Source organism: Sporosarcina sp. SG10008 (assembly GCF_044569405.1).
GTDB lineage: Bacteria > Bacillota > Bacilli > Bacillales_A > Planococcaceae > Sporosarcina > Sporosarcina psychrophila.
The window spans coordinates 1,639,406-1,653,517 of the sequence record NZ_CP172607.1; the positions used below are offsets into that span (position 1 = coordinate 1,639,406).

At 38.7% G+C, this 14,112-nt stretch carries 13 protein-coding genes and 1 other annotated feature; of the genes, 11 read left to right on the forward strand and 2 right to left on the reverse strand.

Features of this window, described 5'->3' with window-relative positions:
• Positions 1-3: 3 nt before the first annotated feature.
• The 4 genes from ACGLYD_RS07840 to rnz all read left to right on the forward strand — a co-directional run bounded on the left by ACGLYD_RS07840 (position 4) and on the right by rnz (position 3,992).
• Positions 4-1,125, forward strand: a complete 1,122-nt coding sequence (locus ACGLYD_RS07840; protein WP_342538192.1) for a M20/M25/M40 family metallo-hydrolase — start codon at positions 4-6, stop codon at positions 1,123-1,125.
• A gap of 13 nt (positions 1,126-1,138) precedes the next feature.
• Complete coding sequence (locus ACGLYD_RS07845; protein WP_067209139.1) at positions 1,139-1,615, forward strand: chemotaxis protein CheW; 477 nt, start codon at positions 1,139-1,141, stop codon at positions 1,613-1,615.
• 237 nt (positions 1,616-1,852) lie between these two features.
• The gene (locus ACGLYD_RS07850) at positions 1,853-3,037 is read left to right on the forward strand and encodes a DNA polymerase IV (protein WP_399632248.1); all 1,185 of its coding nucleotides are present in this window, start codon (positions 1,853-1,855) and stop codon (positions 3,035-3,037) included.
• Positions 3,038-3,053: 16 nt separating this feature from the next.
• Positions 3,054-3,992, forward strand: a complete 939-nt coding sequence (rnz, locus tag ACGLYD_RS07855) for a ribonuclease Z (RefSeq protein ID WP_187044803.1) — start codon at positions 3,054-3,056, stop codon at positions 3,990-3,992.
• Positions 3,993-4,131: 139 nt separating this feature from the next.
• On the opposite strand, the gene ACGLYD_RS07860 is transcribed toward rnz, so the two are convergent.
• Positions 4,132-4,608, reverse strand: coding sequence for a YbaK/EbsC family protein (locus ACGLYD_RS07860; protein WP_342538194.1), 477 nt, complete (start codon positions 4,606-4,608; stop codon positions 4,132-4,134).
• A gap of 351 nt (positions 4,609-4,959) precedes the next feature.
• Positions 4,960-5,979 carry an NADPH dehydrogenase NamA gene (gene namA, locus ACGLYD_RS07865; RefSeq protein WP_342538195.1) on the reverse strand — a complete coding sequence of 340 codons (1,020 nt, stop codon included), beginning with the start codon at positions 5,977-5,979 and terminating at the stop codon, positions 4,960-4,962.
• Positions 5,980-6,392: 413 nt separating this feature from the next.
• On the opposite strand from namA, the gene ACGLYD_RS07870 reads away from it, so the two are divergent.
• The 7 genes from ACGLYD_RS07870 to ACGLYD_RS07900 all read left to right on the forward strand — a co-directional run bounded on the left by ACGLYD_RS07870 (position 6,393) and on the right by ACGLYD_RS07900 (position 14,001).
• Positions 6,393-7,427 (forward strand): serine hydrolase domain-containing protein, encoded by a 1,035-nt coding sequence (locus tag ACGLYD_RS07870; RefSeq protein WP_399632252.1) that lies wholly within the window; start codon positions 6,393-6,395, stop codon positions 7,425-7,427.
• A 54-nt stretch (positions 7,428-7,481) separates the two neighbouring features.
• A complete protein-coding gene (locus ACGLYD_RS07875; protein ID WP_187047881.1) occupies positions 7,482-8,042 on the forward strand; it encodes a GNAT family N-acetyltransferase in 561 nt (186 codons plus the stop codon).
• 123 nt (positions 8,043-8,165) lie between these two features.
• Complete coding sequence (locus ACGLYD_RS07880; protein WP_067209151.1) at positions 8,166-8,654, forward strand: hypothetical protein; 489 nt, start codon at positions 8,166-8,168, stop codon at positions 8,652-8,654.
• 278 nt (positions 8,655-8,932) lie between these two features.
• Positions 8,933-9,201: a binding site (T-box leader), on the forward strand.
• Between the two features lie 51 nt (positions 9,202-9,252).
• On the forward strand, positions 9,253-10,884 hold the full coding sequence (gene metG / locus ACGLYD_RS07885) for a methionine--tRNA ligase (RefSeq protein WP_399632255.1): 1,632 nt from the start codon (positions 9,253-9,255) through the stop codon (positions 10,882-10,884).
• 412 nt (positions 10,885-11,296) lie between these two features.
• Positions 11,297-11,923 carry a class I SAM-dependent methyltransferase gene (locus tag ACGLYD_RS07890; RefSeq protein ID WP_342538198.1) on the forward strand — a complete coding sequence of 209 codons (627 nt, stop codon included), beginning with the start codon at positions 11,297-11,299 and terminating at the stop codon, positions 11,921-11,923.
• A gap of 249 nt (positions 11,924-12,172) precedes the next feature.
• Positions 12,173-13,108: an aminoglycoside phosphotransferase family protein gene (locus ACGLYD_RS07895; protein WP_399632258.1), complete on the forward strand. Its 936-nt coding sequence runs from the start codon at positions 12,173-12,175 to the stop codon at positions 13,106-13,108.
• A gap of 125 nt (positions 13,109-13,233) precedes the next feature.
• Entirely contained in the window at positions 13,234-14,001 is a 768-nt protein-coding gene (locus ACGLYD_RS07900) for a class I SAM-dependent DNA methyltransferase (RefSeq protein WP_399632261.1), read from the forward strand.
• Positions 14,002-14,112: the final 111 nt, after the last annotated feature.

Genomic DNA, 14,112 nt, shown 5'->3' on the forward strand with positions numbered 1-14,112 from the left:
TAAATGAATAAACAAAGACTACTAGAAGAATTTTTGGAACTCGTACAAATTGATTCTGAAACGAAAAACGAACGGGCGATTGCTGATGTTTTAACACTAAAAATGGAAGCACTCGGTTTTGATGTTGAGGAAGATGATTCTGACGATCGCACTGGACATGGCGCAGGTAACCTTATTGCGACTTTGAAAGGGACTGCTGAAGGCATCGATCCAATTTATTTCACATGTCATATGGATACTGTCGTTCCTGGTCAAAGTATTAAACCGGAATTGCGTGATGACGGTTATGTCTATTCTGACGGTACGACAATTCTTGGCGCAGATGATAAAGCAGGAATTGCGGCCCTATTTGAAATGGCACGTACTTTGAAAGAAAGTGGTAAACCACACGGCGTTATTCAGTTCATTATAACAGCAGGTGAAGAAAGTGGCCTAGTCGGTGCGAAAGAAATGGATGCATCATTGATTACGGCGAAATACGGCTATGCTGTCGACAGTGACCAAAAAGTTGGCGGTATCGTAACTGCTGCACCTTTCCAAGCAAAATTATGGACGACAATCCATGGCAGAACAGCACATGCTGGCGTTGCACCTGAAAAAGGAGTTTCGGCCATCAATATCGCGGCTAAATCGATTTCTGCAATGTCCCTGGGTCGTATTGACTCAGAAACAACTGCTAATATCGGACGCTTTGAAGGCGGACAAGCAACGAATATTGTCTGTGATGAAGTTCGTATTTTAGCGGAAGCAAGATCTATCAATCAGGAAAAGCTGAATGAACAGATAGAACATATGATTCGTACATTTGAGCGGACTGCTGAACTAATGGGCGGAACAGCTGAAACAGAAGTTCAGCTGATGTATCCTGGATTTAGTTTTGAAGAAGACGCAGAAGTCGTGCAAACGGCGATGAAGGCCATTAAGAATATCGGACTAACGCCACAGTTAATAACTAGCGGCGGTGGAAGTGACGGTAATGTATTCAATGGCGCAGGTATTCCAACAGTTACACTAGCTGTTGGTTACGAAGAAATTCACACGAAAAATGAGCGGATGCCTGTTGATGAGTTGAACAAGCTGACAGAACTCTTGCTTGAAATCATCCATGTAACGGCAAATAAGTAAAGGGGGGAAAAGGATGAGTGATTTAAAAGCAGTTATTGTCCAATGTGGTAACGAGGAATACGCGATTGCTGTTGATACTGTCGTGTCAATTGAGCGTCTTGAACAAATAAACCCGATCCCACATCTTCCTGAATATATGCTCGGACTTATGCGGATTCGTGGGGAACTTGTTCCAATTCTGGATTTTGAACAGATTCTCTATGGTAAAACTGCACAAGGATATGAAGATGCACGTGTTGTTGTAGTTCAAACTGGCAGTTTATACATTGGTTTACTTGTACTGAATGCGAAAGAAATTCTTGATATTCCAGAAAGTGCTTTAACTTCCTCGGGGCTTATTGCGTACTCAAGAACACCTTATTTCACGACAGTTGCAAATTTAGAAAACCGAATGATTACCGTTGTCGATCCTGAGATTTTATCCCAAACGCTTGCTGGGATGGATAAAATCGGCGAGTATGTGGAAGCACAACTAGCACAAGAAAAGTAACCTGTAAGCCGGGCAGTGCCATCTGTCCGGTTTTTGCATGTTATAATTAAATATATTAAACAAATGAATACTAAATAACCTAACTGAAGACGCCTTAAATGGGGTAGACGAGGCCCTAAGAATGGTGGCAAAGCTGCTTGGCTTAGGGCGGGAGATATCCCCCTTGCACCTGAGCGAATTCAATGGCATTCTTTATTTCTACATAAGTAGTATTAAAGTGAAGGAGGGGAATATGTCTTGACGACGGTTAGTGATTCACAAGCAAAGGTCATTCTTCATCTGGATATGAATAGTTTTTTCGCATCCGTCGAACAAGCGCATGACCCTTCCTTGAAAGGTATCGCAATGGCGGTTGCCGGTAATCCAAAAGCACGGAAAGGCATTCTCGTGACGTGTTCGTATGAAGCAAGATCGTTTGGCATTTACACGACGATGACCGTCGGTGAGGCGAAACGGCTATGTCCGGATCTGGTAATTGTCCCGCCCGATTTCGAAAAATATCGAATCGCTTCGTCTGCAGTTTTCGACTTGTTACGAACCTTTACTGACCTTGTAGAACCGGTGTCAATTGATGAGGCGTATATCGATATTACAACGATTGGTGGATTGACCAATGCTGTAAATATTGCATCAGCTATGCAACAACGCCTTTTACAGGAACTGGACTTACCGTGTTCGATTGGTATCGCGCCGAATAAGTTTCTTGCGAAGACTGCATCAGATATGAAAAAACCGATGGGTATTACGATTTTACGAAAGAGGGAAATTGAATCTATCTTGTGGCCACTTCCGGTTATTGAAATGCATGGAATTGGGAAGAGTACAGAGAAAAAGATGAATGAGTTGGGCCTTTTCACAATCGGGGATTTGGCAAAAACAGATGAGATCACCATAAAATCGTCTTTTGGGAAACACGGCATCCGACTGCATGAACGTGCAAATGGTATTGACCACCGTCTTGTAGACCCTGAAGCTGCTGAAGAACGAAAAAGTTTCGGCAGCTCAACGACATTACCGGTAGATGAAACTGATTTGGATGAATGCCTGAAGGTTTTCAAATGGTTGGCGTCCAAAGTAGCGGCCCGTCTTGATACTAAACAATTAGCCGGCACAGTCGTCATGATCCAGATACGTACAGCAGACTGGCGTAATCATTCTCGAAGCAGGACGGTCCTTAATCCACTTTATAAAGAACAAGATATTTATAAAGAAGCTGCTGATTTATTTACAAGGCATTGGGATGGCGAACCAATTCGTCTTCTTGGTATTACCGTATCAAATGTGGTTATGATGAATGAACTGCATGAACAGCTATCAATTTATAACTTTGAAAAACATGCGAAAGAAGAGACAATGGATACTTTGCTTTCGCAGTTGGAACAAAAATTCGGTCCTGGAACAGTGAAGCGGGGCATGAAATGAAAGGTGGATATCCGTTATGGAACTACAATTTTTAGGAACTGGGGCGGGTATGCCGTCCAAAATGCGTAATACGTCAGCTGTCGTTTTGAATTTATCGGCCGAAGGGGACGGTTATTGGCTATTCGATTGTGGGGAAGCGACGCAACACCAGATATTACATACATCGCTAAAACCACGGAAAATCGGCAAGATATTTATCACGCATTTGCACGGCGATCATATTTTCGGATTACCCGGATTGATTGGCTCGCGCTCATTCCTTGGTGGCGAGGAGCAACTTGACATTTATGGGCCAACTGGGTTGAATGAATGGATTAAGACAACGTTGCGCGTAACCAATACGCATTTAAACTATGAGCTAATTGTTCATGAAATCGGGGAAGGCGTTGTTTTTGAAGATGCCGATTACCGTGTAACTGCGAAAAGTTTACAGCATATTATCCCGTGTTTAGGTTATCGGATTGAGCAAAAGCCTCTTCCAGGAAAGTTACTCATCACCAAAGCGAAAGAAGCGGGTGTACCAAACGGTCCGCTACTGAAACAGTTGAAGAGCGGAGAAGATGTGATATTGGAGGACGGGCGAGTTGTTGCCAGTTCGGACGTCACCGGGGAACCGCAAGAAGGATTTATAGTTGCCATTCTTGGTGATACAAATTATTGTAGTGCCGCTGTTGAACTGGCGCAAGACACGGACATTCTCGTTCACGAGGCTACGTTCGATATAGATACGGGAAATCTGGCGAAAGAATATGGCCATTCAACAATCGGGGATGCAGCACGGGTAGCGCAAGAAGCAGGAGCTAAAACGCTTATTGCAAATCATATTAGTGCCCGTTTCATGCCTAGCGACGTGGCGCAATTGCAAAAACAAGGGGAAGCCATTTTCCCTGCACTCCATATTGCGGAAGACTTCTCACGGTTCGAATGGAAAAACGGTGAAGTTATTCGGGACTAAACATGAATTCAGAGTGATATAGGTGCTTTTCAGCCGTTACATCTACTTGAACATAGCAATATCTTATGTGAAAATATGTAAGCTGAAACCCGATTTTTCCTATTGCAGGAAGAATCGGGTTTAGTGTATGTATCAAACATTATTTTACAGAAATAACTTGTCCATTTGTCATTTTCTCGAGTTCATCTGGTGTTAATTGAAATATTGCTTTCGGATGTCCAGCAGCAGCCCAGATCGTTTCATACTTGAAAAGGTCTTCGTCAATTAAGGTTAGTACAGAGTTTTTATGCCCTAATGGGGGAACCCCGCCAATAACAAATCCTGTGGATTCACGGACAAAATCAGCGTCTGCTTTACCTAGTTTGTCATTTAGCGTTTGAGCAACTAGCTTCTCATCAATGCGATTGATTCCACTCGCAACAACTAATAGCGGCTCATTTGTACTTTTTAGTTTGAATATAATCGATTTAGCAATCTGCGCGACCTCACACCCTAAGGCATCTGCCGCTTCTTGAGCAGTTCGAGCGCTGTCTGTCAATTTGACGACCTCGTTTGGATGTCCTAATTCCAATAGTTTCTCTTGTACTTGTTTAACACTAGTCGTTAACTTCTGCATTTATCTCAATCCCTTCAAACATTTTCGTTTAATAGACAATATTCTACAAAGTTATAACCTTTACCTTTATTTTTGGTGAACACTCAGAAAGGTTATATAACTCCATTAGGAGATATTTGGAACTACTACGTAGAATTGAATGAGTTAGACAAATACTTTATCTGGTTCGTGAAGTTTCCACGAATTTTATATCTCGAGTAGGTGAATAAATTATATTTACTATTGGTAGATACCTAAGAGGATACTCTACAGGCATATCACTAAAAAAGTAGTAGTGCGAACCCGTGCCAGGGTTTGCACTACTACTTTTTCATTTATAAATTACTGTCCAATATTGGCAGGATAACTTATTTAAAACATCCAGCCTCGCTCATACTGTTTCGGCGACTGGATCTCAACACGGAGGTCTTTTGCCGCTGTATATGCCCAGTACGGGTCGCGCAATAGTTCGCGTGCCAGCAAAATCATATCGGCACGGCCGTTTTTCAAGATTTCTTCTGCTTGGATACCAGTTGTGATCAGGCCAACTGCGCCCGTTAATATATCGGCACCATCTTTAATTGTTTCCGAAAATTTCACTTGATAGCCAGGAAATGAATCAATTGCGGCTGGGACGACCGCTCCGGAACTAACATCAATTAGATCGACGCCTTGCTCTTTCATCCACTTCGCCATTTCAATGTACGCAATGGACGTCATGCCTCCGTCAGTATAATCATGTGCAGATATTCGGACGAACAAGGGACCTTGCCAAACAGTGCGAACTACTTCGATAATTTCACGTAACAAGCGATAGCGGTTTACTGCAGAGCCGCCGTAATCATCCGTCCGTTTATTCGATAAAGGCGACAGGAATTCATTAATAAGATAGCCATGTGCACCATGGAGTTCAATGACGTCAAACCCGGCTTTCTTCGCACGAATTGCACCTTCCTTGAATGCTTGTACAGTCGTTTTTATATCGTCTAAAGTCATTTCAACAGGCGATTTATACTTTTCATTGAATGCAATTGCGGACGGTGCATAAATATCGCCGTCGACTGTCGCTTTACGTCCAGCATGTGCGAGCTGGATGCCCGTTTTCGCGCCCTGCTGCTGCATGAGATGGACCACTTCTGTTAATCCCGCAATATGGTCGTCGCTCCAGATGCCAAGATCTTGTGAGGAAATTCGTCCCGCAGGTTGTACTGCTGTAGCCTCAACAATGATAAGGCCAACTTGACCGACAGCACGTGTGGCGTAATGTGTCTTATGCCAATCCTCAATCATTCCGTCTTCGTTATGGCTCGAATACATACACATCGGTGACATAACGATGCGGTTTTTAAATTCAACATCGCGTATTGTAAATGGTTCAAATAACTTTGCCATGTTTTTAACCCCCTAAATGATTAATACGATTAGTATAACAAATGCGGGAATATAAGGCGGGGGTCCCGCCTTGGAAAGATGATTGGCATTAACACGATTTTTCAAAAAAAAGTGTCAGAGAACGACCCCCTAAATAGCAGGAGAAGTTATCACCATTCTAGAAGAGTTATCTATCAAAGGAAAAGTTGGTGGGAAAATGGAATAGTGAATTTCGGTAATTTTCAAGAGAGCTGTCAATAATCAAGATTGTTATTAAGGATTTCAAGGCTAATGGAAAACCTGTTATTTTCATTAGGCATTGGTCAGATGCAATTGAAGTATTGGATTACGAGGAATTTGTCAAAGAGTATAAACTATCTAACTTACGTTGAAGCAAAGATATGACTTAAAACAGATACATTGGGGGAATAAAAGTGAACATAAAAATTACAGAGCAGATTGCAAAAATTCAAAGTAGTAATCATTTCTCAGGTACTGTATTTGTTAAAGATGGGGAAAGGATTTTGGCAGATGTAAGCTATGGTTATGCCAATCGTTCTGAACAATTAAAAAATCAAACAACATCTCGATATGGAATAGCGTCTGGATGTAAGCTTTTCACATCAATTGCAATTTGTCAGCTTGTAGAAGAAGGAAAACTATCTTTTGATACGACTATAGGAGAATGTCTTGATTTAGATTTTCCGTATTTAGACGAAAAGATAACCATCCACCATTTACTGACGCATACTACAGGAATGCCAGATTATTTCGATGAAGAAGTCATGGATGACTTTGAGGAACTGTGGGTCAAAAATCCGATGTATCACTTAAGACGTTTGAGCGACTTTTTGCCACTTTTTCAAAATGAGCACATGAAATCTCCGAAAGTAGGGCGGTTTCACTACAATAATGCAGGTTATATTTTGCTAGGTTTGATAGTTGAACAAGTAAGTGGACTTGTCTTTACTGACTACGTTGAAGAACGTATTTTTAAAGAAGTCGGCATGTTAGAATCAGGATACTTTGCGTTTGATGCTCTTCCGCAAGGGACTGCTTTAGGGTATATAGATAATTCAGACGGAACATGGAAAACGAATATTTATTCACTACCAGTAAAAGGCGGTTCGGATGGCGGAGCATATGTAACAGCAAAAGATATGGTTAGGCTATGGGAAGCCTTGATGAACCATCGACTTCTAAATGAGGTACTAACCAATCAGTTACTCACGGCTCATACTCAAGTCGATGAAGATAGCTTTTATGGATATGGCATATGGATTAAGAAAAATGAAAAAGGTGTATTTAAGTATCATGTAATGGGCTATGATCCTGGAGTTTGCTTTCACTCCGCTTATTTTCCCAATTCATCTCAAATAGTTGTTGTATGCTCAAACAAGTCAACAGGAGCATCTGACATTATGAATGGAATTGAAGAGGAACTGACAAGGTTCCAAGCCTTTAAATAAAAAATGACTTGAACCTTATTAAAATTGACGAAGAGGAGAGTGGGAAAGTTAGATATGGGGATTTTTTTGATTGGGGAATATCTTAAAAGTGAAAGAGTAATAATGCGAGAAATTGAAGAGAAAGATTGGGTAGATGTTCATAAATATGCATCGCAACAACTAGTGTGTCAGTACCAACCGTGGGGACCAAACTCTGAGGAGGAATCTGAAGAGTTTGTAAAACAAGTTATTGTAGATGCAAAAAAGAAACCAAGAAGTCGATTTGTATTTGCCATAATTTTAAGGGGAAACGGAAACATGATTGGGGCAGCTGAGTTAAATATCCAAGATTATAGCAATAAAATCGGAGAAATTGGCTACATTATAAATCCAGATTTTTGGGGAATGGGATATGCAACAGAGGCAGCGAAATTGGTAATTGAATTCAGTTTTAAAAATTTTAATCTCCATCGTATTTATGCGACATGCGACCCAAGAAATGTTGCTTCATCAAAGGTGCTAGAGAAAATAGGCATGACAAAAGAAGGTAGAATACGTGAGGATTTACTACTAAAAGATGGATGGCGTGATTCCCTTTTATACAGTATTTTAGTTCATGAGTGGAGTGGAAAATAGAGTGCTAAATTTTCACCAAAAGATGATAAATAACTTTAATACCGAATCGATTTCTGTGCAAAAAAAACGAGTGAAAGTTACTACTATATATAAATATAGTTTTGACTGATAGAAGGGGAAATTATGAATAGAGAACATTATTTATATGAAGAATTTATATGTATTTCTGGATTATTAAACCAACAGTTAGACATTGTACCCGTCTTATATGGTTCATTAGGTCTTGGAAAAGTAACAAATATCGACTTTTCTCCTCAAGATATTGATATACTTGTGCCCTTAACTTATTTAGAAGAAAAATGGAAATTTCTCCAACATACCATGGAACAGCTAGGCTATAGAATGGTTAACTTACAGGAACATGAATTTATTAAAAATGATATTAAAATTGGGTTTGCTTTTACGGAAGATTTATTGGAATTTGCGGATGTAGATTATACAAGTTTAAACCTATTTGAAGATGCTGGTTCAGAATACTATTTACCTACGATTTTGGATTTCGTTAAAGTCTATAATAAATCGCTAGAAGATGGCTATAGAAGAACAAAAAATAACAATAAGGACTTGGATAAATTAGAGATTTTAAATATAATTATACAGAATACATTATAATTACAATGAATATAAGTTCTCAAAATGGCAAAGTCTAAATAAGGAAATAACTTACATAAAAGTAACTGGATTAAGTTTTACAATCGAAATAATTTTTGGGGCAACTCATTATTCACAAATCCCATATGTAATGCATGGTGACTCCTTTACTTGTAATAATCCACTGTAGTGTATCGCTGACGTTGTGATACAAGTATGGTTAACATGACCACGAAATACGTTTATTTATTATTTGCATTTACACACACACTTCTCTATAATCAATTCAAACCTTATATCAAACGGCAATGACGAGGAAAAGTAATGAGACGATGTTATATAGAGAGCTTCTGTTGGTGGAAATGAAGCAAACTAGTCTGATGAACATGATCTCCGAGCTTTGCACTGAAAATCCGCGGATGAGTAGGCTGCAACAAGATTTGGCACTTGTTACAAATGTCAAAGTATACTCGCAGGATTTGTAGCGACGTACTTACTAAGACAAGTGGCGTGAGCTATTTGTGAACTAAGGTGGTACCACGAGTGAAATATTAACCTCGTCCTTATCGATACGATAAGTGGCGGGGTTTTTTGTATGCCCTAAAAAGGAGGAATTCGTTTGAGCATTTTAATTGGGGGTGCGTGGCCATATGCCAATGGGTCATTGCATTTAGGCCATATCGCAGCGTTGTTACCGGGGGATATTTTAGCGAGGTATTACCGACTAAAGGGTGAATCCGTCTTATATGTGTCAGGTAGCGATTGTAATGGTACACCTATTTCGATTAGGGCCAATCAAGAAGGGCTAGCGATTCAAGATATCGCAGATCGCTATCATCAAGAATTTATAGAAAGCTTTGCGATACTGGGATTTAGTTATGATTTTTATTCCAGAACGGATAGTCAACAACATCATGAAGTTGTCCAGCGGATTTTCTTGCAGCTACTTGAGAATGGATATATTTATAAAAAAGAGATTGAACAAACGTATTGTGAGTTTGACCACCAATTTTTACCGGATCGGTATGTGGAGGGTGTTTGTCCGAACTGTGGACATCCATCTCGTGGGGATCAATGTGATAATTGTTCAACCATCCTTGATCCGCTTGATTTAATTGACCGTAAATGCAAAATTTGTGGCAATGAACCAACCACAAAGGCAACGGAACACTTCTACTTTTCATTAAGTTCATTTCAACATGAGCTAGAAGAGCAAGTTAAGAAGGTTCGGGCAAACAAAGCGTGGAGAGAAAATGCCATCCATTTATCAGAAAGATATTTGACAGAAGGTTTACATGACCGCGCTGTGTCCAGAGATTTACAAAATGGAGTTAGTGTCCCAGTACAAGGTTATGAGGATAAAAAAGTATACGTTTGGATTGAAGCAGTATCAGGTTATTATTCGGCCAGTCAACAATGGGCGATTGACACTAATCAAAGTGATGAAGCTTTTTGGAATGAAGAGACCGTATCTTACTATGTACATGGGAAAGACAACATTCCCTTCCACTCGATTATTTGGCCATCTATTTTATCGGGTATTGGAAAGGACGCTTTTCCAACACATATCGTTTCAAACGAGTACTTAACATTAGAAAAAATGAAACTATCAACGAGCAAAAACTGGGCTGTGTGGGTTCCCGCCATTTTGGAAAGTTATGATCCTGACTCCATTCGATACTTTCTAACTGCAAATGCACCTGAAAATAGAGACGCTGATTTTTCGTGGCGTGAATTCATTTTCAGTCATAATTCTGAGCTTCTTGGTGCTTACGGTAACCTCGTAAATCGGACGTTGAAGTTTATTGACAAATCATTTGAAGGGGCTGTTTCTGGTAACCTGGATTTAGATATTGTAGAAATGACTCAATCTAGATATGGTGAGATTGGTCACTTGATTGAACAAGGTCATTTCAAACAAGCGATTGAAACGATTTTTGAAACCATTCGCTTCGGAAATAAATACTTTGATACAAAACAACCTTGGAAAGAAATCCATGAGAACAGGGAAGAGTGCAAGAATATTTTACTTACATGTGTGCATATTATTGCAAATTGTGCTCAGTTATTATCGCCATTCCTACCTTTTTCAAGTGATAAAGTGAAAGCAATGTTGAATTTAGCACCATTTACTTGGGAACCCATAGAAAAATCAATATATCAAACCTTTCAAGTAAGTCCTTTATTTGAACGAATCGATTTAAATCAGATAGAGATCGAATTAGAAAAGTTAAAATTGAATGCAATATAAGCAAAGGCTCGAGAGTATAACAATAACTAAACCGCTATTCAACGTTGTAAGTTAATAACATCAAGGGCTTACTCCCTAGGAAGCGTTGATGGGAAAAATCAAATGCTGGATAAGGCTAAATCTTTTGTCAGAAAGTCTTCAATACTAAACTATTTCACAAAATATGAGTTACGCTATATCCCTCAAAAAAATCATTTCATATTGAGTGGTTCCGAAATGCGGAATATTATGATAATATCTATGTATCTATGAAAGGTGGAGTTTATTATGAAAAAAACTACTATTATCTATCGATGCAACGTCTTAGGGGAAACGATCGGCGACTAATCGGGTAAATTAAATTATTTAAAAAGACTATTTTTAAATAAAAAGAAATGCTCGATTGCTCGTTCGAATTATAGGGGGAGCATTCATGTTAAATCAGCTAGGATTTAATTTATGGGCGAATGACTATGATCAAACAGTACAAGTAAGTGAAGAAAATAATTTGTATCCGTTTGCTGGATACAAAAAAATATTGAATACTATTTTTAATGAGGTCATGCAAAAGCAACAATCAACCATTTTAGATATAGGGTTTGGCACAGCGGTTTTAACGAGTCGACTTTATGAAAATGGGCATCGCATAGATGGTTTAGATTTTTCTACTCAGATGATTGCGGTAGCTCAGTCTAAAATGCCAATGGCAAATTTGGTGGAGTGGGATATTACCAAGGGCTTACCTGATTCTTTTGAAGTCAATAAGTATGACTTTATTATAAGCACATATGCGCTGCATCATATTGCGGATGAAGAGAAAATCACCTTTATCAAGAGTTTGCTACCTCTACTTTCAGTGAATGGGAAAATATTCATTGGTGATATTGCATTCCATACACGTGAGGAGCTTGAAATTTGTAGAAATGATAGCATTAAATATTGGGATGAGGATGAGTTTTATTTAGTCTCCAATGAAATCAAATCATCGTTAAAAAATGTTTGTAAATGTGAATTTCATCGCGTATCGCATTGTGGCGGTATATTAATGGTTACGAGGTAAATATAAGTTTTATAGTCGAAATGAAAAAATGAGTTGTTTCGGCAACTCATTTTTTCTGTAATTAATGAAGGCAGTTATAAACTTTGAACTCGTGTAAGAGTCAGTGACATTCAATGGTTAGTTTCGATTTTGCTACACTATAAAATAAGGAGCTTACACTACGAGAATACTCAAAAAGCGATTTTCAATTTGAAAGTATTCAAGGCGATAAATCTATCAACAAAGTGAATTGATATGGGGGGAAACATAATGAATGGACTAGCAGTTTTAAAGAGATTCAGCTTTCAAACTCAAGAAGAACCGAAAAGTATTTATCCTTTCTCCCCGGTATATCGAGTTAACAGTGAAATGAATGATTTTATTGTTAAGAAAACACAGAGACCAATTGAGCGTGCACAAAGACTGATGAGGTATACGACCAACTTAAAAGAAAATGGAGTAAATGTGGTAACACCAGTTAGTTTAAGTGTGGAAAACCCTCAATCAATCGAAGAGGATACATATGTAGTTTATCCATTTATTAAGGGAGCGCAGTATTCCGGTAAAGATGACGAAATCATAGCAGCAGGCAAACTATTGGGGGAAATACACAGCCTTTCGCCCATGGAAAATACGTTTGAATTAGAAGAATATGATGTTTTTGATTTTAATGTGGACGAAGTGGCAGAGAGTGTTCAAAAGATAGAAAAAAACGCTGCACGTTATGATTTTAAAATTGAAGGTATTCAACTGAAAAAGAAATTAGTAGAAGTAGTTACTCAGCAAGAAGAATTGAAAAATAGCGGTTTGCAATTTGTACTCACTCCACATGACTTCAAAGCGAATAACTTAATCTATACACCAGATCCTTATTTAATAGATCCTGATAATGCCAGTTGGATTCCACGTATTTTTGATGTAGCATTAGCCCTACTTTTATTTCATAATGAATTATCAACCGCTCCAGACAAGCCATTTACGCCTGAACAATGGCAATTATTCCTGCAAGGCTATAAAAAATATAGTAGTCTTACCGATCTAGATTACGTTTATTGGGAAAAAGCAGTAGAGCATGTTTTTCTAGATGAGGTTATGTGGTTAATGGCCGATGTAGAGGATGATTGGGCTAATCCATCCCAGAGACACCTTTTTGAAGGGCTTATCAAGATCGTATACGATCCTTCAAGCTATAGTCTAAATTGTTAGGTTAAATCTGAATTTATTATGCGTATTTCAATGTTGCGGGAATTCTCCCTTGTGGAAAAGTAATTTTGAAGGTTGCTTTCCTATTGCTACACCATTGGAATATGCAATTGTGGAGGGAAGAATGTATGAGTAGGAATGTATTTGAAGAAAACTTTGAGAAATATGCTGATCCTGAAATGTATGACCACTTATATGAAGGTTATCAGAAGGATTTGAACTTGATTTTAGAATGGGCCAAGCTAGATCAACCGATTATTGAATTAGCGTGTGGTACAGGCCGACTTACCATTCCTATGGCAAAACGTGGATTTCAAATGGTTGGTGTTGACCTGCATGAGGGTATGTTGGAACGTGCAAAGCAAAAGGCGAAAGAACAAAAGTTATTAATTGAGTTTTTATTGCAAGACTGCACGAAGTTGAATTTATCCGTCAAAAGTTCGTTAGTTTTTATGACTGGGAATTCCTTTCAACATTTCCTAACGAATGAAGTACAAGATGACTTAGTACAATCTGTCCGACAACATCTGGTAGAGGATGGAATTTTTATTTTTGACACGCGAAATCCTTTACTACATGAGTTGGCAGCTGTTGATGAATATGAGCAACTGTATAGCGATAATAATGGTAATCAAATTATCGAATTTCACCGTGAAGAATACAATTCGATGACACAGATCTTACATTGCCATACTGATCGACAAATTTATCAAGGAGAAACCTTAATTGCTAAAGAGCAAGATGGAATTTCATTACGCTATTCATTTCCACTCGAAATGGAAAGAGTGCTTAAAGAGAATGGGTTTGAGATCTTACAGGTATATGGTGATTGGGATAAAAATGAGCTCAATGTGAAAAGTACTTCTATGGTGTATGTGTGTAAAGTTAGAAAATGAAAGGAGCCTAATTCTAAGATACATCGAAATCCGGCTCCTCTCTAGTATTAAATCGGCGCAGCTTTTATTGTATTTTGCTAATAATTTGAACCTTTTGTCATACTGCTCGTC

Coding starts and splice junctions, on each gene's coding strand:
- namA (WP_342538195.1), bottom strand. CDS start 5,979: ATGGCAAAGTTATTTGAACCATTTACAATACGCGATGTTGAATTTAAA.
- ACGLYD_RS07845 (WP_067209139.1), top strand. CDS start 1,139: ATGAGTGATTTAAAAGCAGTTATTGTCCAATGTGGTAACGAGGAATAC.
- ACGLYD_RS07900 (WP_399632261.1), top strand. CDS start 13,234: ATGAGTAGGAATGTATTTGAAGAAAACTTTGAGAAATATGCTGATCCT.
- ACGLYD_RS07840 (WP_342538192.1), top strand. CDS start 4: ATGAATAAACAAAGACTACTAGAAGAATTTTTGGAACTCGTACAAATT.
- ACGLYD_RS07860 (WP_342538194.1), bottom strand. CDS start 4,608: ATGCAGAAGTTAACGACTAGTGTTAAACAAGTACAAGAGAAACTATTG.
- ACGLYD_RS07895 (WP_399632258.1), top strand. CDS start 12,173: ATGAATGGACTAGCAGTTTTAAAGAGATTCAGCTTTCAAACTCAAGAA.
- ACGLYD_RS07875 (WP_187047881.1), top strand. CDS start 7,482: ATGGGGATTTTTTTGATTGGGGAATATCTTAAAAGTGAAAGAGTAATA.
- ACGLYD_RS07880 (WP_067209151.1), top strand. CDS start 8,166: ATGAATAGAGAACATTATTTATATGAAGAATTTATATGTATTTCTGGA.
- ACGLYD_RS07890 (WP_342538198.1), top strand. CDS start 11,297: ATGTTAAATCAGCTAGGATTTAATTTATGGGCGAATGACTATGATCAA.
- rnz (WP_187044803.1), top strand. CDS start 3,054: ATGGAACTACAATTTTTAGGAACTGGGGCGGGTATGCCGTCCAAAATG.